The sequence below is a fragment of the Micromonospora halophytica genome, from assembly GCF_900090245.1.
Lineage (GTDB): Bacteria > Actinomycetota > Actinomycetes > Mycobacteriales > Micromonosporaceae > Micromonospora > Micromonospora halophytica.
Window position 1 is genome coordinate 33,798 of sequence record NZ_FMDN01000008.1, and the last position, 25,771, is coordinate 59,568.

Consider the following 25,771-nt stretch of genomic DNA (forward strand, 5'->3'; position numbering starts at 1 on the left):
AGGACGAGTACGGTCCGGCCAGGCAGTTGCCGTGTGACAGCGACGTGCTGGTCGAGGCGGTGAACCGGGCCAACGAGGACAACGGCGGGGTGTTCCGGCTGGCCAAGGACTGCGATTACAAGCTCACCGAGCAGACCGCCACCAACGCCTTCCCCGCCATCGACGAGCGCATCGTCCTGCTCGGGCACAACTCCAAGCTGGTCCACGACGGCAGCGAGCTGTTCCGGTTCTTCGAGGTCCTCTCCGGCGGCGAACTCATCCTCAAGGACCTCACCCTCAGGGGAGGCCAGGTCACCTCACCACCGCCGCTGCAGCCCAACGGCGCCAACGGCGGCGCCCTGTTCGTGCAGGAGGGCGGCCGGGCCGTGCTCAAGCACACCAAGCTGGTCGACAACCGGGCCACCGGCGTCGGCGCCACCGGCGGCAACGGCGGCGCCATCTACAACCTCGGCGACGTCGAGATCCACAAGAGCGTCCTGGCCGACAACCACGCCCGCGGCACCGGCACCCCCGGCGGCAACGGCGGCGCCATCTACAACGAAGGCACCCTGGCCGTGCACGACTCGGAACTGGCCGACAACACCGCCACCAGCACCGGCACCGGCGGCAACGGCGGCGCCATCGCCAACCGCGACAACGGCAGGACCACCGTCACCCACAGCCAGATCCTCAACAACAAGGCCACCCACGACGGCGGCGGCATCGAAACCATCGACACCGCCCACCTCACCGTCATCCGCACCAAGCTCGCCGGCAACGTCGCCGGCGACGACGGCGGCGCCATCTCCACCAACGGCAACTCCGTCATGTCCCTGGAATACGTCGTCGTCGCCGACAACAAGGCCACCGACAACGGCGGCGGCATCGAACACGACAGCACCAGCATCGCCACCGTCAAGCACGCCAAGTTCCTCGACAACACCGCCGGCGACAACGGCGGCGGCCTCTACAACGACGAAACCCTGAACCTCTTCGACACCGAGTTCAAGGGCAACCACGCCGAAGAGGGCGGCGCCATCTACAACGACAACAACAACGGCGTCCTCACCGTCCGCAAGAGCACCATCATCTACAACTTCGCCGCCGAGACCGGCAGCCCCACCACCGGCGCCGGCGGCATCTTCAACGACAACAACACCAACGACGTCACCATCGACGACAAAACCATCATCCGCAACAACGAACCACGCAACTGCGTCAACGTCACCGGCTGCGCCAACTGAACCGGTGACCGGCCGGAACGACTCCGGCTGACCCGCAACGAGGTCCGGCCCCCTTCCGATGTCGCGGAAGGGGGCCGGACCGTGCGAGCGCCTACTTCTGGACGAAGACCGCCACGCTGCGGGCCGGCACGGTGAACGTGCCGCTGGCCCGCTCGAACGAGGCCGTCCGCAGCACCGGGTCGGCCGAGGTGGCGAGCACCGGGTGCAATGCCACGTCCGCCCCACGCAGGCCGGTCACCTGCTGCTTCACCGCCTCCGGCGTGGCGTTGAAGACGACGGTGACCGACTTCCACCTGCCGTCCAGCCCGCGGGCGTCCAGGGTCATGGTCAGCACACCCGGAGTCTCCCTGGCGCCGGAGAGCGGGAAGGCGACCCGCCTCTGCACCTGATCGGCGGTGGGCAGACCGAACACCGGCGAGGAGTCACGGATCTTCAGCAGTTCCGCGTACCGGGCGTCGGTCAGGTTGATCGCCGCACAGTCCGGGACCAGCCTCCCGTCGGCCAGCAGCGGCTTCGCGTACGACCACTTGTCCTTGTTGTCCTGCTCGGGCGGGAGTCCGGCGCCGAACCCGTTGCCCTGGGCGCAGTCCCAGCGGATCTGGTTGAACCAGTCCCCCGAGTTGTAGGAGTTGCGGTCCAGCGACTTCGAGCGCAGCCGCTCGGTGCCGGTGGTCACGAAGCCCGTCCCCTGCCCGAGGGCGGTGGTGGCCAGCGCCAGCACCTGCATCCGGGACCGGTCGGTCGCCGAGGTGCCCTGCGGCAGCTTGTACGCCAGCGCGTCGTACAGGATCTCGTTGTCGTGCGCGTCGACGTAGGTGACCGCCTCGCCCGGCGCGGCGGTGTAGCCGGCCGGGGAGCCGTTGTAGTCCACCTGGGCGCCGGTGACCCGCCTGCCCGACGAGTCGGTGAAGCGGTAACCCTTCAGGTTGCCGGTCAGACCCACCTTGATCAGGTCCTGGTAGTGCAGCAGCCGGGCCTTCTGCTCCCCAGCCGTCCCGTTGACGTCGTCGCCGTTCGGGTCGGTCCAGAGGCCCGAGGCGAAGCCCTGGATCCGCGGGTTGCCGTCGAACGGGCCGCCGCCGCGCACCGCGTCCCGGAGCCGGTCGTTGAAGGTGCCGATGCCGGTGCCGGCCATGTTGGCCTGGGTGGCCTGCACGAACCGGGCGTCGTCGGCGACCTCGCCGAAGTTCCAGCCCTCGCCGTAGAGCAGGATCTTCCTGCCGTCCACGCCGTCGCGGGCCAGGGTCAGCTCGTTCAGCGCCTTGCGTACGGCCAGGATGTTCGCCTTCGGGTGGTGACCCATCAGGTCGAACCGGAAGCCGTCCACCTTGTACTGCTTCGCCCAGGTGACCAGCGAGTCCACCACCAGCTTGCCCATCATGGCGTGCTCGGGGGCGGTGTTGGCGCAGCAGGTCGAGTTGGCGACGGTACCGTCGGACAGCAGCCGGTGATAGTAGCCCGGCACCACCTGGTCCAGCACCGACTTCGGGTCGTTGCCGGAGGCCGAGGTGTGGTTGTAGACGACGTCCATCACCACCCGCAGGCCGGCGCCGTTGACCCCGGCGACCATCTGCCGGAACTCGGTGGTCCGCTTCGCCCCGGCCGGGTCGACGGCGTAACCGCCCTCCGGCACGGTGTAGTGCAGCGGGTCGTACCCCCAGTTGTAACCGTCGGACCCGGCCACCGCCGCGACGCACTTCTGCTGCTCGGCCGAGTCCGGCGGCAGCTTCGCCAGGTCACAGGCGGGCTGCTGCTGGTCGGCGCGGCGTTCGGGGATGGTGGCGAAGTCGAACGACGGGAGCAGGTGCAGGTAGTTGACCCCGGCGTCGCCGAGCGCCTTGAGGTGCTTCATGCCCGCCGTGTCCTGGTCGGTGAAGGCGAGGTAGGTGCCCCGCCGCTCGGCCGGCACGGTGCTGTCGGCGATGGAGAAGTCCCGCACCGACAGCTCGGAGATCTGCGCCTTCGTCGGCGGCACGGCCGGCGGCTTGCGCAGCTTCGACCAGCCGGCCGGGGCCAGCGACGGATCGCTGAGGTCGACGATCTGGCTGTGCGTCGAGTCCGGCGCGAGCGCCACCGAGTACGGGTCGGTCACCGCGGCGGTGACCATCTTCTGCGCCGCCGGCTGCCAGGCCTCGACCTGGTAGCGGTAGTACCTGCCGGTCCAGTCGCGGCTGCCACGCACCGACCAGACGCCGGTGCGGTCGTTGCGGCTCATCGCCACGGTCCGCGGCTGCGCCGTCGGGGTGTCGAAGAGTTGCAGCGACACGTTCCGGGCGGTCGGCGCCCAGACGGCGAGGGTGGGCACCCGGCCGGCGAACGTCGCGCCGAGCCGCGCCCCGGTGGCGGAGCGGTAGACGTCGTCGAGCACGCCCGGGATCTGCACGCCGGTCGCGCCGAGCAGCGTGCCCTCGGTGTCCCGCTCGGTCACCACAAGTTGCCCGCGCAGCGCCGCCGGCACCTTGGCCAGGTCGGCCCGGCCCAGCGTGAAGGCGCGGTGGGCCCACAGGTGCGGGAAGGCCGCGCGCTGGGCCTCGGTGAGCCCGTTGCGCTGCGCCCGCAGCGGCAGCGAGGTGTACGTCCCGGACAGCTCGCCGTCGGTGATGGTCAGGCCACCGCTCGGGGCGGCGACCAGGGCGTACTGCTTGCCGTCGGTCGGGCCGGTCTGCCAGGCGACGGTGGACCGGTCGATCCACTGCGCCTTCTGCTTGGTGACGTCCAGGTCCCTGGCGGGGCCGGAGGAGGTCGACGGCAGCAGCCGGCCCTTGACCCCGGCGAGCAGCCAGACCTCCCGCCCGGCGCCGGCGAAGTCCAGCCGCTGGTCCTCGGGATGATCCTTCACGTCCCCCTTGTGGATGATGTAGCTGAGCCCGGTCGCACCCGGGGTCAACGGCACCCGGAAGACCGCGCCGAAGGAGTCGACCTTCTCCGGGGCGAGCGGCCTGGCCCAGTCGGTCGGGTTGGCGGCGCCGTCCCAGAGGTGCAGGCCCCACCCGTCGTAGTCGTTGTCGGCCTTACGCCAGTGGATCAGCGCGGTGCCCTCGTCGACCGCCGGGTCCGGCTCGCCGGTCGCGGCCTGCCGGGTCGGGTAGAGCGTCGGGTCGCCCTGCTTGACCCAGACCTCACCGGTCTGCGTCACGTCGATGGTGCGGTCGTTCGCGACGTCCTTGTTCCCGTCGGAGTCGACCACGAGGAAGCCGACGGACTTCGCGCCCGGCTTCAGCTTGACCCAGGCGAACCGGCCGTAGGAGTCCGCACCCGCGAACGGCTGCCCTTTGGGCCACTCGGTGGCGTACGCAGGGTCGATGTCGCCCCAGGTGTAGAGGCCCCAGTCGTCGTACCCACCGGCCGGGCGCTGGTAGTGCACGACCACCCAGTCCCGGGATGCGCCCTGGGCCGGGGTGCCGACGATCCCGCCGGAGCGGGTGCTGGCGGTTCGTCCCTTGCCGTCGCGGACGACGGCCTTGTACTCGACCTTCGTCCCGCCGGGCAGGCCGGTCAGGTCGTGGTGCACGGTGTACGGGGCCTTGTGCGCGCTGCCCAGCAGGGTCCACCTGCCGCCGGGGACCCGGGCGGCGAAGGTGACGGTCGCGAGGGGGTCGCCGGTGACCTCGGCGGTGACGGCGGCCCTGGTGGCGACCGGCTCGTCACCCGGCCCGGTGATGGTGATCTTCGGGGTGTCGGAGGCCTGCGGGATCGCCGCGCCGGCCTTGAACACCACGGCCGACATCGCCGGCACGCTCAGGCCGAGCTTGCCGTCGGCTCCGGCAGCCGGGGTGGCGGTGCCGCCGTAGATACCGGTGAAGGTGGTGCCGGGCGACCAGGTGTCCACCGTGACAGTCTGCTCGGTGGCGGCGTTGTTTACGGCCACCACGTACTCGGTGCGGTCCGCCGGGGAGATCCGGGAGAAGGCGAAGACGCCCGGGCCGTCGGCGGCGTGCCGGGTCACCTGGACGCCGTCGCGCAGCCCGGCGTGGGCGGCGCGGAGCCTGCCCAGCTCGGAGATGGTGCGGTACAGCGGGTGGCCGACGTCGTACTGGTCGCCGGCGTGGGTGCGGGTGGTGCCGATCAGGTCGTCGTCGAGGTAGTCCGCCACCTTGCTGGCGAACATGTCCTGCCGGGCGTCCTTGTCCCCGCCGGGGCCGGTGAAGCCCTGCTCGTCGCCGGAGTAGACGACGGGCTGCCCACGGGTGAGGAACATCAGCTGGTGGGCGAGCTGGCTGCGGCGCAGCTGGCTCGCGTCGTCGCCGCCGGTGGCCGCGATGAACGAGCCGATCCGGCCCATGTCGTGGTTGCCGAGGAAGGTGGTCAGCCGGTTGGCGTTGGTGTCCCGGGCGGCGTAGAGGTCGTCGCGGGCGTACACGTCGGCGAGCGCCTTCGCGGAGCCGTCGGCGGCGGTGTAGCCGCGCGCGGCCTCCTGGAAGGAGAAGTCGAGGGTGGCGGGCAGCCCGCCGCGGCGCACGTACGTCGAGGTGACCTCCTGGTCGGCGCTGTACACCTCGCCGAACATGAAGAAGTCCTTCTTGCCCGCAGACTCGGCGCGGCGCTCGATGCCCTGGCTGAACTGCGGCCAGAAGTCGAGGTTGGCGTGCTTGACGGTGTCGAGGCGGAAGCCGTCCACGCCGGTGGACTCCACCCAGTCGCCGTAGACCTTGGTCAGGCCGCGCACCACCTCGGGCCGCTCGGTCCAGAGGTCGTCCAGGCCGAAGAAGTCGCCGTACTCGCTGTTCTCGCCCGCGAAGGTCGAGTCACCTCGGTTGTGGTACATCGTCGGGTCGTTCAGCCAGGCCGGCACCTTGACCTTCGCGTCGGCCGCGTTGGCGAAGGTGGGCGTGTACGGGAACGACGTCGTGTCCACGTCGGGGAAGCCCCGGGTGCCGTCGGCGTAGTTGCGGTCCTCGAAGGCCCGGCCCCTGGAGTCGGAGTACGGCGCGGTCTTCTTGTCGACGTAGGTGTACTTGTCCTCGGCGTACTTGATGACGTCGGCGGTGTGGTTGACGATGACGTCGAGGTAGACCTTGATGCCCCGCTGGTGGGCGAGCTTGACCAGCTTCTTCAGGTCCGCGTTGGTGCCGAAGTGCGGGTCGACCTGGGTGAAGTCGGTGATCCAGTAACCGTGGTAGCCGGCGGAGACGTCGGTGCCGCTGCCCTGCACGGGCCGGTTCTTGAAGACCGGGGCGAGCCAGATGGCGGTCGTCCCCATCCCCTCGATGTAGTCGAGCTTGTCCATCACCCCCTTGAGGTCGCCACCGTGGTAGAAGCCCTTGTCCTTCGGGTCCCAGCCGGTGCTGAGCCGGTCACCGGTCAGTCCGCCCTTGTCGTTGCGCTTGTCGCCGTTGGCAAAGCGGTCCGGCAGGACGAAGTAGAACTGCTCCGCCTTCCCCTTGCTCGCGCCGGCCTTGAGCAGGGCGTCCGCGGAGGGCTCGGTACGCCACTGGACGGCGCCGGCGGCGGCGAGGGGGTCGGTGCCGGTGGAGCGGTCGGTGGCGTCCGCGCCGAGCTGCTGGACGGCGACCGGGACGCCGACGAGGGCGAGGGTAAGTGTGGAGATCAAGGCGAACAGCGCCTTGCGGGATATCGGCGGGGGTTTCATCGACGGCCTTCCTCTGGTCGTTGATTCGCCCGCACGCTAGCTCTTGCCGAAACATTCTGCAATACCTTGCAAACGGTGTCGCAACAAAGCAGTGCTCTTGCGAAACATGGCGTCGCGGCAGGGCGAATCCGCCGTCACCGTGCGCTACCGACAGACGAAGCCGCCGCCCGGCCGACGTCGTCGGCGGGGCGGCGGCAGCGGGAAGTCAGAGCCCGGAGCAGCCGAGCCCGTCGACCGTGCAGCTGCTCGGACGGTTGACCCCGGCGGTGTGTTCGAAGTGGAACCGCAGCGGGACCGAGGAACGGCCGCCCAGGTCCACCCCGCTGGTGTACGTGAAGACGCCGTCGTTCATCCGGGCGGTCCCCTGCGGGGCGCCCTCGATCCACGCAGTGACCAGCCGGCCACGGGGCAACACCAGCCGGACCGTCCAGGACCGGGAACCGGACGCGGCGCTGGTCAGCAGCACCTCGCCGATGAAGGCGTCGCCGTAGTCGTTGAGCTTGCTGTACCGGCCGGCCACCGACGGCGCGGGGGCCGGAGGCGCGGGAGCGGGGGGTGGGGCCGGCGGCAGGGTCACGCCCGGCGGGACGGCGTCGTCGTACCCGGGCGGAGCCTGCGTACCGTTGCCGTCCGCGACACCTGGCGGCGGCTCGGTGCGACGGGGGGACAGACCGGGGACCACCGGCATCGACAGCGTCGCCGCGACCCGGGTCGGTGACGTCGGTGGTGGCAGGTCCGGCAGCGCCAGGGTCGGCGCCGGCTCGGGCGCGGCGTCGACCCGGTCCCGTCCTGGGACCGCCAGCAGCGCCACCACCTGCAGGGCCACCAGGGCCACCACCCCGGCCGCCACCACGATCCAGGGGGACCGTGCCATCTGCAGCAGACCGCCGAGCGGCGATCGCGCGTGACGTCTGCCGGACATGCCCCTCCTTCTCAGGTGCTGTCCGAGAGCGTAGCGATGATCGGCAATGCCGGAAAGAGCCCGACTCCCACTAAGTGTCCTAACAGTACGACCGGGGCGGAAAAGGTCAACCGATCGTGCAGGCGGCGCCGTTGACGGTGCACCGGCCCGGACGGTCACCGCTGCCGGTACGGCCGAACGTCATCGACACCACGACACTCTCCCCCGCCGGCAGCGGCCTCGTGCCGCGCAGCACGAACCAGCCGCTGCCCCGCGTACGGACCGACACCCCGGTGGCCGCCGACGCCCGGATCGACTTGACGTTGCCGGTGAAGAGCAGTTCCACCTCCCACTCCTGCGCGCTGCCGGTGCCGTTGCGCACCGTCAGGGTCGCGGCGAACGAGTCGCGGTCGCTGGAGGTGGCCCGGTAGGCGGCGGTCATCCGGCCGGAGCCGCCCGCGCCCGCCCTACGGCTGCTCGACGGGGAAACAGTCGGCCGGGGTGAGGTGACGCTCCGAGACGGCGTAGGAGTGACGCTCGGTGACCGGGTGGCCCCGGCCGCGACCAGCGGAGTGTCGGTGCTCGCCACGGCGGCTGGGGTGGCGGGCAGCCGCGGCAGGTACATCGGCGGCGCTGGCTCCGGTGCCGCCTGGTGCTCGGCGCCACGGAACGACAACGTCGCGAAGAGCAGCAGGACGGCCAGCAGGCCGACACCGAGCAGCACGACGATCCACGGCATCGACGCCAGCAGGGCCGGTGCGGATCGCGCGCCGGACCGTGCGGCCGAGCGGTCGAACATGAAGGCCCCCTAGTCCGAGCAGACGCGCCAGCCTAGCCAGTGACCCGCGTGGTTCGCAGTGGACCCGCCGGGTACCGTCCGTAGGGCCGACCGGTCCAGGAAAACGGATGGCCGCAGCTGACCACTTCGGGCCTGAACAGGGCACGCCCGTCCGGACGCCGGTGAGCGTCCCGGTTCCCGGCCGACTGTGGACCCGGCACCGGCCCGCTGCCCGGGCCCGACCGGCGTCGAGGACGGCCGTCGGTCAGGCGGTGCGGACGACGGTGCAGATGACCGGCCCGGCATCGGTGGTGCGTAACAGGTATCGGTACCGCTCGCCGGGCACCGCCCGACCCTGGCTGTCCAGGAACTCCCACTGCACGGCCACCATCGTGAGCAGCGCGGAGACCGGCTCCACGTCCTCGATCAGGGCGTTCGCCGCGACCAGCTCACGCTCCTGGTAGTCGGGCGCCGCGCCGACGAACGAGAGCGCGACGGCGGCCATGGTGCTGAACGAGAAGCTGTAGGTGTCGGCCACCACCAGCCCCGGCAGGGCGTAGCAGCCGGCGATGGCGGGCACGTCGCCGGCGGTGAGCGCCACGCCGTACCGGTCGAAGAAGTCGGTCAGCGTGTCGAGATCGGTGGAGGCTCTCACGGGCTCACTGATAGCCACCGGCGGGCATCGGCAAACCTCAGCGCGGCGGGACGCGCACCTCGATCTCCGCGCCGAGCCGGGCGCCGTCGGTCAGGTCCAGGTCGTCGCCGCTCCAGAACCGGCCCGGGTCGTACCAGTTGGGGCGCCGGCCGGGCGGGAGCAGCCCCATCGCCTCGTAGGTCACCGCCACCACCTCGGCGCAGTACGCGGTCTCCAGCGCCCGGTCCGGCAGGGACGTGCCCCGCCGGTCGGGCCGGCCGGGCAGCGGCAGCCGGACCTGCGGCACCCGGCCCCGGGCCCACCGCCAGGCGAGCTGGGCGGTGCTCGGGAACGGCGTGCCGTCCAGCCGGGCGATCGTCCGCAGCACCGCCTCCTCCCGGTCGGGCCCGGCCGCCGGTTCGAGCTGGCGCAGCCAGGCGCGCTGGCCGTACCGGTTGGCCCAGACGCAGACCGCGTCGCGCAGGTCGTGCAACTGCACGCCGCGCTGGTGGGTGCCCGTCCACATGTCCGGCAGCGACCGGCCCAGTTCGGCGTGCCACATCAGCGGCGGCATGTCGTCCAGCACCACGGCCATGCCGACGTGGTTGACCGGGCTGTTGGTGGTCAGTTGGATGGCCCGGTCGGGCACGCTACGGCCCCGGAACACCCAGACATCCCCGGTCCGGGTCAGCTCGACGGCCTCGTCCAGGCTGATGCTCATGCCGCCGCCCCGCCCACGCCGGCCACCGGCACCAGGCGTCGCGTGCCGGCGCATCGCTCGCTGCGCTCGCTCATGGAGCACTACCCTAGGCCGATGCGGCAACGGATGCGGTGGTGGAAGATCCTCGGATTGGCCGGTCTGGCCGGCGTCGCGGCGTCCGGCGTGGTCATCGCCCGCGCCGAGCGACGCCGCCGGGCGTACACCCCGGAGGAGATCCGGGACCGGTTGCGGGAGCGGCACGCGCAGGCCGCCGGGAGCGGCACGCCGGGCGACGGGCCGGCCTGACCGGGCCCCCGCGTCGGCGGGTTGCCGCGTCGCCCTACCCTCGGGCTCCGCTGCGACGACGGGGAGACACCGGTGCCCGACTTCCTGGGGTGGGAGACGCTGCGCCAGGTACCCGGCGACACCGACGCCCGGCGGCGCCGACGCGCTGGTGCGCTGGTGCTCGTCGGCGGGCTGGTGCTGCTGGTGACTGCCAGCCGGTCGGGCTCGCCGTCGCCCTGACGATCCTGCTCGGCGGCGGTCCCGTCGAGGACCTGCCGCCGGGGGCCGGCGCGCTCCACGTCGGCCCGCGCCCGCCCGCCGATTCGCCGACCCGGCTCACCCGTGGGCGCGGCGGACCGCCTCGTCGAGCGCGTCCGGGGTACGGCCGACCAGCGCGCTCCCGTCGTCGAGCAGCAGGATCGGACGCTGGATCAGCTCGGGGTGGGCCACCATCGCCTCGATCCAGCGTGGCTCGGTCGCGTCGTCGCGGGCCCAGCCGGCCATGCCCAGCGCCACCGCGGCCGGCTCCCCGGTACGGCAGACGTCCCAGGCCCGTGCTCCGAGCCGGCGCAGCACGTCCCGCAGCTCGTCCGCGTCCGGTGGCTGCTCCAGGTACGCGCGCAGCCGCACCGGCACCCGCGCCTCCTCCAGGCTGGCGCGGGCGCCCGCGCACTTCGAGCAGGCCGGGTTGTGCCACATCTCCATGCCGACATCGTGACAGAGCCCGACGTCCCTCCCCTGTAGATGGTCCGTCCGTCCGGGCGGCGCGTGACGGCGGTGGTCGAACTGCTCCGCGTCCGCTGCGGGCCCCGCCGTCCGGTTACGTGCCGGATGTCCGTTACGACCTGCGATGGCTCGAGCCGGATGTCGGGTCTGACCTGCGGAATCCCGTGGCCGGGCCCACCCCGGCGGCGGAATCCGCGACGGGGCCGCGGCGTTGTACATGGCATAACCACGAGCGCTCTCCGCACGAGACGCGTCGGATCGGCCGCATCCCCGATGCCCCACCTCCGGAATGCGGGCCCCGCCCGATCGGTTACATCCCCCGGACACCCGAGCAGGCACCGCCGCCAGGCGTCCCCCGGACCCCCGCGCAGGCACCGCCGCCGGACCGTCCGCCCCCCCCTTGAACTTCCCCCCGCACGCGGCACGCCACCCCCCAGCGCGCTGCCGCATCCCCCTGACGCAGAAGGAGCATCCCCATGCGTACCGACATCCTGCGCAAGACCGCCCTCACCGCCATCACCATCACCGCCACCGCCGGCGGCATCGCCGGCCCCGCCCTCGCCGCCCACGCCGCCCCCACCGACAAGCCGGTGCAGGCCGAGCGCAAGCCCGGCGGCGAACGACAGCTCAAGGTCGACTACGAAGCCCAGCCCAACTTCTACTACTGCGGCCCCGCCGCCACCCGCAACGCCCTGAGCGTGCAGGGCAAGGACATCGACGTCGACGACATGGCCAAGCAGATGGGCACCACCGAGAACGGCACCAACAGCATCAACGACATCACCCCCGTCCTGAACAAGGAGACCGGCAAGACCGACGCCTACCGCAGCGTCGAGATCAAGACCGGCAAGGCCGACACCAAGCAGACCGACACCCTGCGCGCCGACATCGTGCGCACCGTCGACAACGGCCGCGCCATCGTCGCCAACATCGCCGGCACCGCCACCGACACCGACGGCGGCACCCACTCCTTCGAAGGCGGCCACTACATCGCCGTCACCGGCTACCAGGACAACGGCAAGACCGTCACCATCGCCGACTCGGCCAACCCGAACACCGCCACCTACGACATGGACATCGACACCCTCGCCGACTGGATCGCCACCCGCGGCTACTCCACCTCCTGACCCACCACGACAAGGGCCGACCCCACGGGGTCGGCCCTTGTCGTACCCGGTTCGGGCCGGCGGTGGCGACTGGGTGTGACGACCGGGCGCCGGCCACCATCCCCGGGCCACGCCCGCGTCCCGACGGGTTGGGGCCCGGTGGGGCGATCGGTCCGGATCGGGATGACCCGAGTCCGGGTCGGGGTGGGGGACCATGCGAATGCTACGGACCTGATCGCACCGATGGATCAAGCTTCCGCCAGCGGCTTCCCGGCCTGAACCACTTGTGCGATCAGGTCCGTAGCGTGGCGCTCACGGTATCCCGACCCATCCTGACAGACCCCGGGTGTAGCGCCGACGGTGGCGGTGCGGGCCCACCGGCGGCGTCGTCCGGTCGCCGACGGGGATTCACGGCGATCCGGGGAAGACCGCCCTGGACCCGGCGTCCCGAGCGCGGCGGGTCAGCCGGCGACGGGGGCGACGAACTCCAGGCGGTTGCCGTGGGCGTCGTGGGTGTGGAAGCGACGCATGCCGGGCAGTTCGCCGTCACCCCAGGTGACCGGGTGGCCGGCGGCGGCGAGCCGGGCGGCGAGGTCGTCCAGGTCGGGGCGCAGCAGTGCCGGGTGCGCCTTACGGGCGGGACGGAAGTCGTCCTCGACACCGAGGTGCAGCTCCGCGCCGTACCCGGTGAACCAGCACCCGCCGCGGGCGGCGAGGGCCGGCGGCTTGGGCTTCTCGGTCATGCCGAGCAGGCCGACGTAGAAGGCCCGGGAGGCATTCTCGGAGCCGCGTGGGCAGGCGAGCAGGACGTGATGGATCATGGTGGCACCTCCTCGTCCCGAACCCTGGCACGAGGTTGCAGCAATAGCAAGACGGACGTACGGTTTTGTAGACGACGACAATCGGCGGTAAGTGTCACCTAACCTGGGCGGCGCTCCGGCCGGTGCGACAGACTGCTCAGGACTACTCACGGTCGCTGGTGTGAAGGAGTACGACGTGGCGAGCCTCGACACCTTCGGTGCGAAGACCCAGCTACGCGTCGGAGACGCGAGCTACGAGATTTTCAAGATCGGCAAGGTGGAGGGGCACGACCGGCTGCCCTACAGCCTGAAGATCCTGCTGGAGAACCTGCTGCGGACCGAGGACGGCGCGAACATCACCGCCGACCACATCCGCCAGCTCGGCGGGTGGGACCCGACCGCCGACCCGAGCGTGGAGATCCAGTTCACCCCGGCGCGGGTGCTCATGCAGGACTTCACCGGCGTCCCCTGCGTCGTGGACCTGGCCACCATGCGGGAAGCGGTACGCGACCTCGGCGGCGACGCCACCAAGGTCAACCCGCTCGCGCCGGCCGAGCTGGTCATCGACCACTCCGTCATCGCCGACCTGTTCGGCCGTGAGGACGCCTTCGAGCGCAACGTCGAGCTGGAGTACGAGCGCAACAAGGAGCGCTACCAGTTCCTGCGCTGGGGCCAGACGGCGTTCAACGAGTTCAAGGTCGTCCCGCCGGGCACCGGCATCGTGCACCAGGTCAACATCGAGTACCTGGCCCGTACGATCATGGAGCGCAACGGCCAGGCGTACCCGGACACCGTGGTCGGCACCGACTCGCACACCACCATGGTCAACGGCCTGGGCGTGCTGGGCTGGGGCGTCGGCGGCATCGAGGCCGAGGCCGCGATGCTCGGCCAGCCGGTCAGCATGCTCATCCCGCGGGTCGTCGGCTTCAAGCTCTCCGGCGAGATGCCGGCCGGCACCACCGCCACCGACCTGGTGCTCACCATCACCGAGATGCTGCGCAAGCACGGCGTCGTCGGCAAGTTCGTCGAGTTCTACGGCCCGGGCGTGAGCGCGGTGCCGCTGGCCAACCGGGCCACCATCGGCAACATGTCCCCGGAGTACGGCTCCACCGTGGCGATCTTCCCGATCGACGCTGAGACCGTCCGCTACCTGGAGCTGACCGGCCGCGACCCGCAGCAGGTCGCGCTCGTCGAGGCGTACGCCAAGGAGCAGGGCCTCTGGCACGACCCGGACCACGAGCCGGAGTACTCCGAGCGGCTGGAACTCGACCTGAGCACCATCGAGCCGTCCCTGGCCGGCCCGAAGCGCCCGCAGGACCGGGTGCCGCTGGGCAGCGCCAAGACGCTGTTCCGCTCCGCCCTCACCGACTACGTCGCCGCCGACGAGACCGGTGGCGACCCCGGCCGCAAGCCGGGCGTGCCGCAGCTGGAGAAGCCGTTCGGCACCGAGGGCCCGGCCGACGAGGCCAGCGCCGAGTCGTTCCCGGCCAGCGACGCCCCGGCCAACGGGGTCAACGACCCGGCCGACGCCCCGCGCGACCTGGAGACCGCCGCCGTGGGCGCGGGCGGGCGCGCCAGCAACCCGGTCCGGGTCACCGGCGCCGACGGCGTCGAGTACGAGCTGGACCACGGCGCCGTGGTGATCGCCGCGATCACCTCCTGCACCAACACCTCCAACCCGCAGGTCATGATCGGCGCCGCCCTGCTCGCCCGCAACGCGGTCGACAAGGGCCTGGCCCGTAAGCCGTGGGTGAAGACCACCCTGGCCCCGGGCTCCAAGGTCGTCATGGACTACTACGACCGCGCCGGCCTGACGCCGTACCTGGAGAAGCTCGGCTTCAACCTGGTCGGCTACGGCTGCACCACCTGCATCGGCAACTCCGGCCCGCTGCCGGAGGAGGTCTCCGCCGCGGTGAACGAGGGCGACCTGGCCGTCGTCTCCGTGCTGTCGGGCAACCGGAACTTCGAGGGCCGGATCAACCCGGACGTCAAGATGAACTACCTGGCGTCCCCGCCGCTGGTGGTCGCGTACGCGCTGGCCGGCACGATGGACATCGACCTGGCCAACGAGCCGATCGGCGAGGACACCCAGGGCAACCCGGTCTTCCTGCGCGACATCTGGCCGAACAGCGCGGAGATCCAGGACGTCATCGCCTCGGCGATCGGCGCGACCGGCTTCAGCGCCGCGTACGCCGACGTGTTCGCCGGTGACGAGCGCTGGCAGTCGCTGCCCACCCCGACGGGTGACACCTTCGCCTGGGAGGGCGAGTCCACCTACGTGCGCAAGCCCCCGTACTTCGAGGGCATGCGGCGCCAGCCGGCGCCTGTCACCGACATCAGTGGCGGTCGGGTGCTGGCCAAGCTGGGCGACTCCGTCACCACCGACCACATCTCCCCGGCCGGCTCGATCAAGGCCGACTCCCCCGCCGGCACGTACCTCGCCGAGCACGGCGTGCCACGCCACGAGTTCAACTCGTACGGCTCGCGCCGGGGCAACCACGAGGTGATGATCCGGGGCACCTTCGCCAACATCCGGCTGCGCAACCAGCTCGTCCCGGGTGTGGAGGGCGGCTTCACGGTCAACCACCTGACCGGCGAGCAGACCTCGATCTACGACGCCTCGATGGCCTACCAGGAGGCGGGCGTGCCGCTGGTCATCCTGGCCGGCAAGGAGTACGGCTCCGGCTCGTCGCGCGACTGGGCGGCCAAGGGCACCATGCTGCTCGGCGTGAAGGCGGTCATCGCCGAGTCGTACGAGCGGATCCACCGCTCCAACCTGATCGGCATGGGCGTCCTGCCGCTGCAGTTCCCGGTGGACACCACCGCCGAGTCGCTCGGCCTCACCGGCACCGAGACCTTCTCCGTCTCCGGCGTGACCGCGCTGAACGACGGCGAGACCCCGCGTACGGTCAAGGTCACCACGGACACTGGCGTCGAGTTCGACGCGGTGGTGCGGATCGACACCCCGGGCGAGGCGGACTACTACCGCCACGGCGGCATCCTGCAGTACGTGCTGCGCCGCATGATCGCCAGCTGACGCGACGCACGGACGAACGGCCCCCGGTCGGTGACCGGGGGCCGTTCGCGTCAGATCCTGCCGCACCCGTCGTCACCGGGGCGGCGCCCTGTCGCGCTGCGGTCAGCCCGCGTGCCCGCGCGCCTCCCGCGACTTCATCGCGTGCTCCAGCAGCGTGATCAGCACGTCCCGACTGGACTGCCGCTGCCGGGCGTCGCAGAGCACCACCGGCACGCCGGGGTCGAGGTTCAGCGCGGCCTGCACCTCGTCCAGCCGGTAGCGCCGCGCCCCCTCGAAGCAGTTCACCGCCACCACGAACGGCGTGCCGCGCTCCTCGAAGTAGTCGATCGACGGAAAGCAGTCGGCCAGCCGCCGGGTGTCGGCCAGCACGACCGCGCCGATCGCCCCGAGAGCCAACTCGTCCCAGACGAACCAGAACCGGTCCTGCCCGGGAGTGCCGAAGAGGTACAGCACCAGGTCGGGGCTGATCGTGATCCGACCGAAGTCCATCGCCACCGTGGTGGTGGCCTTCCCCTCCACCCCGGACAGGTCGTCGACCCCGATGCCCGTCTCGGTCAGCACCTCCTCGGTGCGCAGCGGCTTGGTCTCGCTCACCGCCCCGACCAGGGTCGTCTTGCCCGCCCCGAAGCCGCCGGCGATCAGAATCTTGATAGCGGTGGGCAGCGGGGGCGCGCCCGCCGGCCGCTCAGAGTGCCCGTAGTCCATTGATAACCGCCTCGAATATGCTCTCATCGGGTACGCCGGCACTGCTCCGGGGCGGCGAGACCTGGACCAGGTCGCGGGCCATCAGGTCACCCAGCAGGACCCGGACGGTGCCCACCGGCAGGTCCAGGTGGGCGGCGACCTCCGCCACGGACTGCATCCGCTGGCAGAGCGCGACGATCGCCACGTGCTCCGGGCCCAGCCCGGACTCGCCGGCGACGTCCGCGCGGGTCGCCGTGACCAGGGAGATCAGGTCGAACGTGCCGGTGACCGGGCGGGCCCGGCCCCGGGTCACCGCGTACGGGCGGACCACCGGGCCCGCGTGGTCGTCGACCCACCTGTCCTCTGTGGAACCGCCCTCGACCGTCATCGCCGTTACTTCCCGCCGGCCGGCTGGTCGATCCCTCGGGTCGGTGACGCGACGAACTTGCCCACCCGGGTCACCAGCATCGCCATCTCGTACGCGATCAGGCCGACGTCCGCGTCCTCCGAGGCGAGCACCGCCAGGCAGGCGTTACGCCCGGCCGCTGTGACGAACAGGAACGACGACTGCATCTCGATGATGGTCTGCTGGACCTGCCCACCGCCGAACCGCTTGCCCGCGCCCCGGGCCAGGCTCTGGATGCCGGCCGCCATCGCCGCCAGGTGCTCGCCGTCGTCCCGGCTCAACCCCTGCGACGAGGCCATCAACAGGCCGTCGGAGGAGAGCGCCACGGCGTGTTCGGCCTGCTTCACCCGGCCGACCAGATCGTCCAGCAGCCACGTCAGGTCGGCACTCGAAGCCGTCTTCTGCACCACTCGCGTCCTCTTCTCCCCCGGCTGGTGTCGCCGTTGCTCAATTACCACCGTGCGCCGTCGCGCCCGGCGCGGCCGTCCGCGCCGCCGTCAGGTCGCCTGCCCGTCCCCGGTGTCCGGCCCGTTGCCGGCACGTGCCCCGGCGGTGGGACCACCGAGGAGTCGGGCGGCGTCGGTGCGGCCACGCCGGGTTCCCGTCTGGTACGAACTCATCATCCGCCGCACCTGCTCCGGCGGCCGCGGCGCCTGTTCCTCGGCCTCGTCGTCCGAGGCGGTGTCCGCCGGGTCGGCCCGCAGCTCCGGCGCGATGCTCGCCTGCCGTACCCGCATCGGCAGGCCGGCATCGGTCACCGCGCCCACGGGGGGCGTCGGCGCGGCCGGGACCGGGTCGCCGGACGGGGTGACCGGGTCGCCGCCACCGTCCTGCGCCGCCGGCTCCGAGGTGGACGACCGGACGGTCGGCAGGGCGATCGGCACGGTCGGCCCGGTCAGTGCGCCCTGCCCGGGCCGGGTCCGGATCCTCGTCGGCAGCCCCGACTCGGTCACCGGCGGGGTGGGACGCTCGGAGGTGGCGGCGCGACGCGCCCGCACCGGCAGCACCGCCGGCTCCTCGTCGCCCCCGGCGGGCGTAGACCGCGACCCGGCGGGCACGTCGACCGCCGGCGTCGGCACGTCGTCGCCGGCCCGCGCCGCGTCGAGCCCGACGCCGGTCGGGAAGCCACCGGAGGTGCTCTGGTCCTCACCGGCCTCGACCAGGGCGGCCGGGATCAGCACGACGGCGGTGGTGCCGCCGTACGCGGACTCCTTGAGGCCCACCTTGACCCCGTGCCGCTCGGTCAGCCGGCTCACCACGTACAGGCCCAGCCGGGAGGCGTTGGCCAGGTTCAGCTCCGAACGGTCCACGATGCGGTGGTTGGCGGCGGCCAGGTCCTCCGCGGTCATGCCGAGGCCGCGGTCCTCGATCTCGATGGCGAAGCCGTTGGCCACCAGTTGCCCACGCACCTCCACCGAGGTGTGCGGCGGGGAGAAGGTCAACCCGTTCTCGATCAGCTCGGCCAGCAGGTGGATGACGTCACCGACCGCCCGCCCGGCCAGCGAGGCCGGGCCCAGCGGCAGCACGTTGACCCGGGTGTAGTCCTCGACCTCGGCGACCGCACCGCGCACCACGTCCACCATGGGCACGTTGCGCCGCCAGGCACGGCCCGGGCTCGATCCGGAGAGCACGATCAGGTTCTCGGCGTTGCGCCGCATCCGGGTGGCCAGGTGGTCGACCCGGAACAGGTCCTCCAGCTCCTCGGCGTCGTGCTCGCGCCGCTCCATCGCGTCGAGCAGGGTGAGCTGGCGGTGCACCAGGGCCTGGGTGCGCCGGGCCAGACTGAGGAAGACCTCACGGACGTTGCGGCGCAGCTCGGCCTGCTCGACCGCGGTACGCACGGCGGTCTCCTGCACCACGTTGAACGCCTTGCCCACCTGGCCGATCTCGTCGTCGCCGAACTCCAGGGGCGGGGCCTCCTTGGCGACGTCGACCTGCTCGCCCCGACCGAGCCGCTCCACCACCCCGGGCAGTCGCTCGTTGGCCAGCTTGAAGGCGGCCTCGCGGAGCCGTTCGAGCTGCCGGACCAGGGCGCGGGCGGTGGTGATCGAGACGACCACCGAGGCGATGACGGCGATCAGGCCCAGACCGGCCGCGAGCACCATCCGGATGATCACCCACACCGCCACCGGGGTGGCCCGGTCGACCAGCGCGTCACCGCTGGCCAGCACGGCGGCCTCCTGGTCGTTCAGGGCCGGGTCGATGGCCGCCTGCCAGGCGTCCGCCTCGACCGGCAGCGGGGCGTTGGGCTGGCCTTCGCGGATCAGCCGGTCCTCCAGGGACCGCAGCCGGCTGAAGGACTCGCCCTCGGTCATGGCGAGATACCGGTCCCGGTCGGCGGCGGGCAGCTCGGCCAACGCCTCCTGGGCCAGGAACCGCTGCGCGCCGACCAGGTAGGCGAACTGGGCGAACTCCTTGTCGTTGATCCGGCCGGCCGCGGCGACCCCGGCGAAGAGGGCGTCCTCCTGGGACATCAGCTCCCGGACCCGGACGAGCTGGGTGAGGGTGGCGGTGTCCTTGGCGATCTGCTCGTCGTCGAGCTTGCCGAGCGAGGCGTAGACCCGGAACAGCGAGTCCAGGACCCCGGTGTACGCCGCGGCCGCCCCGGCCCGGTCCACCGAGCGGGCGACCACCGAGTCCCGGACCGGGCCCAGGCCGTCCAGGCCGGCGACCACCTCGTCGATGCGCTGCCCCAGCTCGTCGCTGGAGGCGAGCCGGGCCCGCCAGCTCCGGGCCGACTCGGCGAAGGAGGCGGCCAGCGCCTCGCTGCGCTTCCGCTGTGCCCGCAACTGCTCGGCCTGCTGCTGGCTCGGACGGCCCAGGTACGCCAGCGACATCCGACGTTCCCGCTGCAACTCGGTGCGCAGCGACTCACTCGGCTCGGCGACCTGGGCGTCGAGGGTCTGCACACCGAGGACGTTGAGACCGTCCCGCAGGGTCACCCAGGCGGCGAACGCCCAGAGCGCGGTCAGCGAGAGCAGCAGGGCCACAACCTTGGTGCGCAGACTTGCACTGCGGGAACCCATCACACCGTCCCTCGCCGGTCCTGATTCACGTTTCGGGATGGCCGAAAGCGCGAGCCGGCCCCGGCGCACGCTAGCAGTGTCCGGAACTTCACTCAAGCAGTGCAGACCAGGGGCCGGCCGGGCTATAGGGGCGACCCTGTAACCGCTCACCTGCCAACTTGGTGGCAGCGACCACGGCGGCACGGACGATCGTTTCCGGATGGTAGAGATCCTTGTCATGCCAGAGTGGAGGATCGTCACGAGAGTCGTCCATAATGGACAACTGCCGGGCCGCTCCGGCCACCACCGGGCCGACGGTCGGGCCGCCGGGCCCGACCAGCAGCACCTGCAGGGCGTACGCGGTCTCCTCGGCCGTGCTGCGCCACCGCCCCCAACCGCCGTCCGGGCGCTGGGTGTCGCGCACCCAGTCGACCGCCCGCCGCACCGCCGGCCGGGCCGCCGGGCCACCGTGGTCGTGCAGGGCGAGCACCGCGCAGCAGGTGGCGTAGTAGGGGGAGGCATGCCAACGGTCCGTCCACGACCCGTCGGCCCGCTGCTGGTCGAGCAGCCACCCAGTGAGCCGGCGCAGCACCGCCGGGTCGGGCCGGTCCGTGCCCCACCCGAGCGCCTCGAGCACGTGCGCGTTGGTGGTCACCGACGCGCCGTCCTCCCCTCGCCAGGTGCAGAAGTGCGCCCCGGTGTCGTACCGGGACAGGCACGACGGGTCGGTCGGGCGGCCCAGCCGGGCCAGCGCGTACACCGTCACGGCGGTGGTGTCCGCGTCGGTGGGCAGGCCGGGCCCGGTCGCGGCACCGTCCGGGCCGAGCGCGTCGCGCAGGCCGGCGACGAGGGCCGGCGGCACGGCCAGCGGCACCCCGGCCCGGGCCAGCGTGCTGAGCACCCAGGACCGCTCGAAGATGGTGATCGGGGTGGCGCACGGCACCGGGCCACCGTGCTCGGCGACCACTGCGCGCAGGTAGTCCAGGGTGGCCGGTCGGCTGCCGTCGGGGGTGCCGAGCCAGGCCGCGGTGGCGGCCGGGGAGGCGCCGACCGGGCCCGCCGTCGTCGGGACCACGGCGGGCTGCCGGCGGGCGGCGGGCCCGAGCACCTCCAGCGCATGCGCCAGCTTCGGCGGCAGGCCGGCACCGGACCCGGCCAGCAGCCGGACCCGGTCCAGCCGCCGCCGGTCCAGGCCGGCGGGCAGCGGCGGCGGGCCGGCGTCGCGCCAGCCGGCCAGTCCCGCAGGCGGGTCGGTCAGCCGTTCGCCGATCCGCTCCGCCAGCGCCGGTACGACCAGGTCGGCGGCCGGCAGGTCCGGCATCGGGTACCCCGCGGGGCCGGCCGAGCCGTGCAGCAGGCGCAACGCCCGATCGACGGCGTGGCGCACCCCGTCGACGGACCAGCCGACCGGCGCGTCCCGGTCGAGCACGGCCAGCAGCCCTTCCACCGCGCTGAGCGTGGGCACCAGGGCGTAGCCTTCCGGGCCACCCCAGCCCCCGTCCGGCCGCTGTGCGGCCAGCAGGTGCCGGATCCGCTCGGCGTGCCGGGTCAGCCAGGGCGCGAGGGACACCAGCCGGCCCGTCTCGTACGCCGAGACCGAGGTCCGGCCGGCGGGCCGGGCGATCAGCTCAGCGACCAGCTCGGCGGCGGCCTCCGCCGGCCCGGCGTCCTCCGGCGGGGCGGCGCCCCGGGTCAGCGCGCCGGTGCTCACGCCACGCCCCAGAAGTCCGTCGACCGGTAGAAGCCGCTGGTGTAGCCGAGCTGACGGGTCAGGTAGGCGACCTCCCGGGGGCAGTCGGGGCGCAGGTCGTCGAGCAGGCCGGTGGCCCGCGCGACCAGGCCGGTCAGCTCGCCTTCGACCACCGACCGGTCGTCGACCAGTCGCAGGGCGTTGAGGTCGCCCCAACGCTGGTCCCGTTCCCAGGTGGCCAGGTCGTTGACGAGCCGCAGGGCGCGCTGCACGGCGTCGCTGGCGGCGACCAGCCGGTCGAGGCGGGCGTGGGCGTCGGCCCCACCGACCCGGATCCAGTGCGCCACGTTCACCACCGTGCAGGCCAGGTTGTCGGCGTTGGCCAGGTAGTCGGCGAGACCGGGCAGCGGCGCGCCGGCCCGGGCAGCGGCCCGCCAGTGCCACTCCCGCCGCATCGCCGCGCAGGTCCGGCGTACCGCCTCCCGCCAGGCCCCGCCCAGCGTGGCGAAGGCCGGCACGGCGGCCAGGTCACCGCGCAGACCGGCGAGGAACCGGCCCAGCGGGTCGTCGGCGTCAGCCGGCCCGCCGTCGGCGACCTCGACCTGCCGGCGCACCAGCAGGTCGAGGTCGGCGGCCGCGGAGGTCTGATGGTCCACCTGCCAGTCGAGCGCGAACCCCCAGAGCACCGCCCGGTTGGTCAGCCGCAGTTCCGCCGGATCGCACCAGGGCGCGCTGAACGCGATGGCGAGGGCGATGCTGCTGGCCAGCGCCCCGTCGAAGGGGCCGGCGGCGAAGAGGTCCGGGTGGGCGGCCAGGCAGCGTTGCAGGTCCCGCTGCCCCTGTGCGGCCAGGGCGCAGACCCGTCCGTGCTCGGCGGCCTCGGCCAGTTCGTCGGTGGCCGTCACGACAGTTGCCACGGCGGTCAGGCCAGGGCCGGCTGCCGGTGCGGGGTGAGCATCAGCGGCACCCGCTCCCGGGGGCGCAGTGACGCGGCGAGCTGCGGGTGGGGCATCCCGGGCTCGCAGAGCCGGTACCGGAAGCGGCTGAACAGCGTCGCCACGATCAGCGGCGCCTCCAGCTGGAACAGGTACTGGCCGATGCACTGGTGGGCGCCGCCGCCGAACGGGTAGTAGGCGTACCGGTGGGCACGCCGGGGCCGCTCGGGGGCGAACCGCTCCGGATCGAAGACCTCCGGACGGTCCCAGAAGCGGGCCAGCCGTTGGGTGACGTACGGGCTGAGAACGATCGTCGCGCCGGCGGAGATCCGGGTGCCGCCGATGACGTCGTCGGCGACCGCCGTGCGCGGCACCAGCCAGCCGGACGGGTACGCCCGGATCAGCTCGTCGAGCACCATCCGGGTGTAGCGGAGCTGGCCGAGCTGTTCCCGGCTGATCACGTCGCCGGGGTCGACCACCCGGTCGATCTCCTCGTAGAGCCGGGCGGCGACGTCGGGCAACTGCTCCAGCAGGGGGAAGAGCCAGGTGAGCACCACGTAGGTGGTCTCGGTGGTGGTGGCGAAGATGGACACCAGGTCGTCGCGGACCCGCTGCTCGTCCAGCTTGTTGCCGTGCGCGTCGCGGGCCCGGGCCAGCGTGGCGAGGATGTCGTCCCCGCCGGTGCCGCCGGCGCGCTCGGCGCGGACCAGCGGGAGCAGGATGTCGTCGATGTTGCGCACCGCCCGGCGGAACGCCCGGTCGCCGGGCATCGGGACCGCGTCGGGCAGGAAGGGGGCGAGCAGCCGGAACCGCAGCGCGGTGGCGACGGTGTCCTGCTCGGCGACCACCCGCACACCGTCGGCGACGGAGATCTTGTCGCCGAAGAAGACCCGGATGACGGCCTGGCAGATGATCCGGGAGATCTCGCTGGCGGCGTCGACCGGCGCGCCGTCGCGGGCCGGGGCGGCCAGTTCGTCGACGGCCTCGCTGATCGCCCGGCTCAGGTCGTCCACCACCGCGTCGATCCGCTTGGCGGTGAAGTGCGGCTGGAGCCGCCGCCGGCTCGCCTCCCACTGCGGCCCCTCGGAGAGGATCCCGTCGCCGGCGAGCTTGCGCACCGACTTCCACATCATGCTGTCGCCGGCGCGGGTGTAGTTGGCGGCGTTGTCCCGCAGGACGTGCTGCACATGCGCCGGCTCGGCCACCAGGTACGGGCGGATGGTGCCCAGGTTGAGCCGGACGACCTGCTCGGGCGCCGCGTCGGCGAGCGCGACCAGGGTGCCCAGTGGGTCGCGGAGCAGCCCGGGCAGGGTACGCCGCAGGGACGCGACGTACGGCGGGCGGAGCACGGGGGCGGTCGGGTCAGCCACAGCTCACCTGCACGGGTCCTCCTCCGCTCGAACGCCGCACTGCGCTGCGTACCCCCGTGGTCATCGCGCGTGACGGTCCCGGGAAGCATGCCATCGATACAGGCACTTTCTCCAGACATCCCGGTGGGAGAAAATTTCACACCAACCCACCAAACGTCCACTATGGACTACGGGGCAGCACGGTCTGCGCAAGAGAATCCGCTGGTAGCGCCACCCACCCCCGACCGGCCGACAGCCTGAACCTCGGTTGATGCCGACCATCGCCGTGTTGCCGGCGTCATGGGCCGGGTACCCCTACCGCAGGCCCGGGCCGGCGAGCGGTGCTCGCCACGACCTTCGCGTACGCGATCTCGGCACCGGGACCGGGGCGGCGTTGCCGGCCTCGGCGAGCAGGACCCGGCCGGTGCCCCCACGACGGCGGTCGGGCGAATCCGGGCGCGCCCGGTCACCCTGTGCCAGGCTCAGGGGCATGGACGACAAGACCATCCTGAACCGGATCTCGGAACTCGTCGACGAGGAGCACCGGCTGCGCTCGGCGGCGCAGGAGCACGAGACCGGCACCGACGACGAGGCCCGAGAGCGGCTGCGCGCGTTGGAGGAGTCGCTGGACCAGTGCTGGGACCTGCTGCGCCGCCGGCGGGCAGCCCGCCAGGCGCACGGCGACCCGGACGCCCAGGGCGAGCGTCCGCTGTCGGAGGTGGAGCGCTACCTGCAGTAGCCGCGGTTCGGACGCGCCCCGGGCGGTCGGTGGACCGCCCGGGGCGTCGGCTCAGCGGATGCCCGCCTCGCGCAGCAGCAGCCCGGTCAGCTCGGCCGGGTCGGCCCCGTCGGGCGGCAGCCCTCGTGCGGCGAACCAGGCACCCACCACCCGCACGTCCCGGGCCAGGAACTCCGGCCCCTGCGGGTTGGCCACCACGTCGACCACCTGCGGCAGGTCGATCATGACGAGCCGGCCCCGGTGCACCAGCAGGTTGTACGGCGACAGGTCACCGTGGGCGTACCCGGCCCGGGCCAGCACGACCAGGGCGTCGACCAGTTGCTCCCACAGCGAGCGCAGCTCGGCGCCCTCGGGACGCAGCTGGGCCAGCCGGGGCGCCGCCGCACCCTCGTCGGGGTCGCCGACGAACTCCAGCATCAGCTCGGTGCCGATGAGCTGGACCGGGTACGGCACGGCGATCCGGCCGGTGGCGGCGCCGATCTCCCAGAGCCGGGACAGCGCGGCGAACTCGGCCGCCGCCCACTGCCCGGCGATCATCTGCCGCCCGAAGGCGGTCCGCCCGGCCATCGCCCGGTTCTCCCGGGAGCGACGGACCCGGCGTCCTTCCAGGTAGCCGGCGTCGCGGTGGAAGAGCCGGTGCTGGGCGTCCCGGTAGCGCTTGACGGCCAGCAGGCAGGAGCGCCCGGTCTCCGGCACGGTCCGGCGGACGAGGTGGACGTCCGCCTCCTTGCCGGTCTTGAGCACGCCGAGTTCGGTGTCCCGGGCGGCCAGCTCGGTGACCAGCCAGTCCGGGTGGGGTTCGGGCCCGTGCACGGCCTCGTCCCAGGAGGACCAGCGGTCCCCGGAGTCGGGCTCGTCGTCGGGTTCGGCGAGGGCGGGGCCGTCGGGCCGGCCGCGCCTCAGGTACAGCGGTTCGTCGTCGTCGAAGCGGCTCTTGCCGCGGCCACGGCGCTGCGGCGCCGGGAGGTCGTTTTCACGCACTGAGCTGGTGATCCCTTGATCGAGGCTGATGGAGGCAGGTGGTACGACCCTGCGAAGACGGCCATGACCGACCCCCTCTCCTCGACCGGGCACACCCCGGTTGCGCGCTCGCGCGGCCCTCATGCTGGTGGCTACGCCGAGCCTGGGTCAACCGAATTACGGCCCTCCGTCGCCCCACGGCCGCGCGGGCCTCGCGGGACGC

The 25,771-nt window shown here is 72.4% G+C and carries 21 protein-coding genes; 6 read left to right on the top strand and 15 right to left on the bottom strand.

Annotated elements, in window-relative coordinates:
- Positions 1-1,223: hypothetical protein (locus tag GA0070560_RS13575; protein ID WP_091296491.1), on the top strand; the 1,223-nt coding region annotated here is incomplete at its 5' end.
- Positions 1,224-1,314: 91 nt separating this feature from the next.
- On the opposite strand, the gene pulA is transcribed toward GA0070560_RS13575, so the two are convergent.
- The 5 genes from pulA to GA0070560_RS13600 form a co-directional block, all read right to left on the bottom strand.
- Positions 1,315-6,813: a pullulanase-type alpha-1,6-glucosidase gene (pulA, locus tag GA0070560_RS13580; RefSeq protein WP_091295913.1), complete on the bottom strand. Its 5,499-nt coding sequence runs from the start codon at positions 6,811-6,813 to the stop codon at positions 1,315-1,317.
- A gap of 205 nt (positions 6,814-7,018) precedes the next feature.
- Entirely contained in the window at positions 7,019-7,735 is a 717-nt protein-coding gene (locus GA0070560_RS13585) for a cellulose-binding protein (RefSeq protein ID WP_245675508.1), read from the bottom strand.
- 106 nt (positions 7,736-7,841) lie between these two features.
- Positions 7,842-8,513, bottom strand: coding sequence for a cellulose binding domain-containing protein (locus tag GA0070560_RS13590; protein WP_091295916.1), 672 nt, complete (start codon positions 8,511-8,513; stop codon positions 7,842-7,844).
- Positions 8,514-8,757: 244 nt separating this feature from the next.
- Complete coding sequence (locus GA0070560_RS13595; RefSeq protein WP_091295920.1) at positions 8,758-9,147, bottom strand: hypothetical protein; 390 nt, start codon at positions 9,145-9,147, stop codon at positions 8,758-8,760.
- A gap of 37 nt (positions 9,148-9,184) precedes the next feature.
- A complete protein-coding gene (locus tag GA0070560_RS13600) occupies positions 9,185-9,847 on the bottom strand; it encodes a hypothetical protein (RefSeq protein ID WP_091295924.1) in 663 nt (220 codons plus the stop codon).
- 105 nt (positions 9,848-9,952) lie between these two features.
- On the opposite strand from GA0070560_RS13600, the gene GA0070560_RS13605 reads away from it, so the two are divergent.
- Positions 9,953-10,132 (top strand): hypothetical protein, encoded by a 180-nt coding sequence (locus GA0070560_RS13605; RefSeq protein WP_170839403.1) that lies wholly within the window; start codon positions 9,953-9,955, stop codon positions 10,130-10,132.
- Between the two features lie 72 nt (positions 10,133-10,204).
- On the top strand, positions 10,205-10,351 hold the full coding sequence (locus GA0070560_RS28690; protein ID WP_170839390.1) for a hypothetical protein: 147 nt from the start codon (positions 10,205-10,207) through the stop codon (positions 10,349-10,351).
- Between the two features lie 96 nt (positions 10,352-10,447).
- Here the strand turns inward: GA0070560_RS28690 and GA0070560_RS13610 are convergent, their stop codons facing one another.
- A complete protein-coding gene (locus tag GA0070560_RS13610) occupies positions 10,448-10,816 on the bottom strand; it encodes an ArsC/Spx/MgsR family protein (RefSeq protein ID WP_091295931.1) in 369 nt (122 codons plus the stop codon).
- 497 nt (positions 10,817-11,313) lie between these two features.
- Here GA0070560_RS13610 and GA0070560_RS13615 point away from each other — a divergent pair, with 497 nt between their 5' ends.
- The gene (locus GA0070560_RS13615) at positions 11,314-11,964 is read left to right on the top strand and encodes a C39 family peptidase (RefSeq protein WP_091295935.1); all 651 of its coding nucleotides are present in this window, start codon (positions 11,314-11,316) and stop codon (positions 11,962-11,964) included.
- 440 nt (positions 11,965-12,404) lie between these two features.
- Here the strand turns inward: GA0070560_RS13615 and GA0070560_RS13620 are convergent, their stop codons facing one another.
- On the bottom strand, positions 12,405-12,764 hold the full coding sequence (locus GA0070560_RS13620; RefSeq protein WP_091295938.1) for a VOC family protein: 360 nt from the start codon (positions 12,762-12,764) through the stop codon (positions 12,405-12,407).
- A gap of 160 nt (positions 12,765-12,924) precedes the next feature.
- Between GA0070560_RS13620 and GA0070560_RS13625 the strand changes: the two genes are divergently transcribed.
- The gene (locus GA0070560_RS13625) at positions 12,925-15,780 is read left to right on the top strand and encodes an aconitate hydratase (RefSeq protein WP_091295941.1); all 2,856 of its coding nucleotides are present in this window, start codon (positions 12,925-12,927) and stop codon (positions 15,778-15,780) included.
- 102 nt (positions 15,781-15,882) lie between these two features.
- Here GA0070560_RS13625 and GA0070560_RS13630 read toward each other — a convergent pair whose 3' ends face one another.
- From GA0070560_RS13630 to GA0070560_RS13660, 7 genes are all read right to left on the bottom strand, one after another.
- The gene (locus tag GA0070560_RS13630) at positions 15,883-16,485 is read right to left on the bottom strand and encodes a GTP-binding protein (RefSeq protein ID WP_091295944.1); all 603 of its coding nucleotides are present in this window, start codon (positions 16,483-16,485) and stop codon (positions 15,883-15,885) included.
- Positions 16,466-16,852, bottom strand: coding sequence for a DUF742 domain-containing protein (locus GA0070560_RS13635; RefSeq protein WP_091295948.1), 387 nt, complete (start codon positions 16,850-16,852; stop codon positions 16,466-16,468). The genes GA0070560_RS13630 and GA0070560_RS13635 overlap by 20 nt, the downstream gene beginning before the upstream one ends.
- Positions 16,853-16,857: 5 nt before the next feature.
- Positions 16,858-17,280: a roadblock/LC7 domain-containing protein gene (locus GA0070560_RS13640; protein WP_091295951.1), complete on the bottom strand. Its 423-nt coding sequence runs from the start codon at positions 17,278-17,280 to the stop codon at positions 16,858-16,860.
- An 87-nt stretch (positions 17,281-17,367) separates the two neighbouring features.
- Complete coding sequence (locus tag GA0070560_RS13645) at positions 17,368-19,896, bottom strand: sensor histidine kinase (RefSeq protein WP_091295954.1); 2,529 nt, start codon at positions 19,894-19,896, stop codon at positions 17,368-17,370.
- A gap of 88 nt (positions 19,897-19,984) precedes the next feature.
- Complete coding sequence (locus GA0070560_RS13650; protein ID WP_091295957.1) at positions 19,985-21,586, bottom strand: prenyltransferase/squalene oxidase repeat-containing protein; 1,602 nt, start codon at positions 21,584-21,586, stop codon at positions 19,985-19,987.
- On the bottom strand, positions 21,583-22,482 hold the full coding sequence (locus GA0070560_RS13655) for a terpene synthase family protein (RefSeq protein WP_245675509.1): 900 nt from the start codon (positions 22,480-22,482) through the stop codon (positions 21,583-21,585). Before GA0070560_RS13655 ends, GA0070560_RS13650 begins: the two co-directional genes overlap by 4 nt.
- 5 nt (positions 22,483-22,487) lie before the next feature.
- Positions 22,488-23,870: a cytochrome P450 gene (locus GA0070560_RS13660; RefSeq protein WP_091295963.1), complete on the bottom strand. Its 1,383-nt coding sequence runs from the start codon at positions 23,868-23,870 to the stop codon at positions 22,488-22,490.
- A 469-nt stretch (positions 23,871-24,339) separates the two neighbouring features.
- On the opposite strand from GA0070560_RS13660, the gene GA0070560_RS13665 reads away from it, so the two are divergent.
- Positions 24,340-24,588 (top strand): DUF2630 family protein, encoded by a 249-nt coding sequence (locus GA0070560_RS13665; RefSeq protein ID WP_088975100.1) that lies wholly within the window; start codon positions 24,340-24,342, stop codon positions 24,586-24,588.
- Between the two features lie 51 nt (positions 24,589-24,639).
- Here GA0070560_RS13665 and GA0070560_RS13670 read toward each other — a convergent pair whose 3' ends face one another.
- Positions 24,640-25,569 carry a serine protein kinase RIO gene (locus tag GA0070560_RS13670; protein ID WP_091295965.1) on the bottom strand — a complete coding sequence of 310 codons (930 nt, stop codon included), beginning with the start codon at positions 25,567-25,569 and terminating at the stop codon, positions 24,640-24,642.
- Positions 25,570-25,771: the final 202 nt, after the last annotated feature.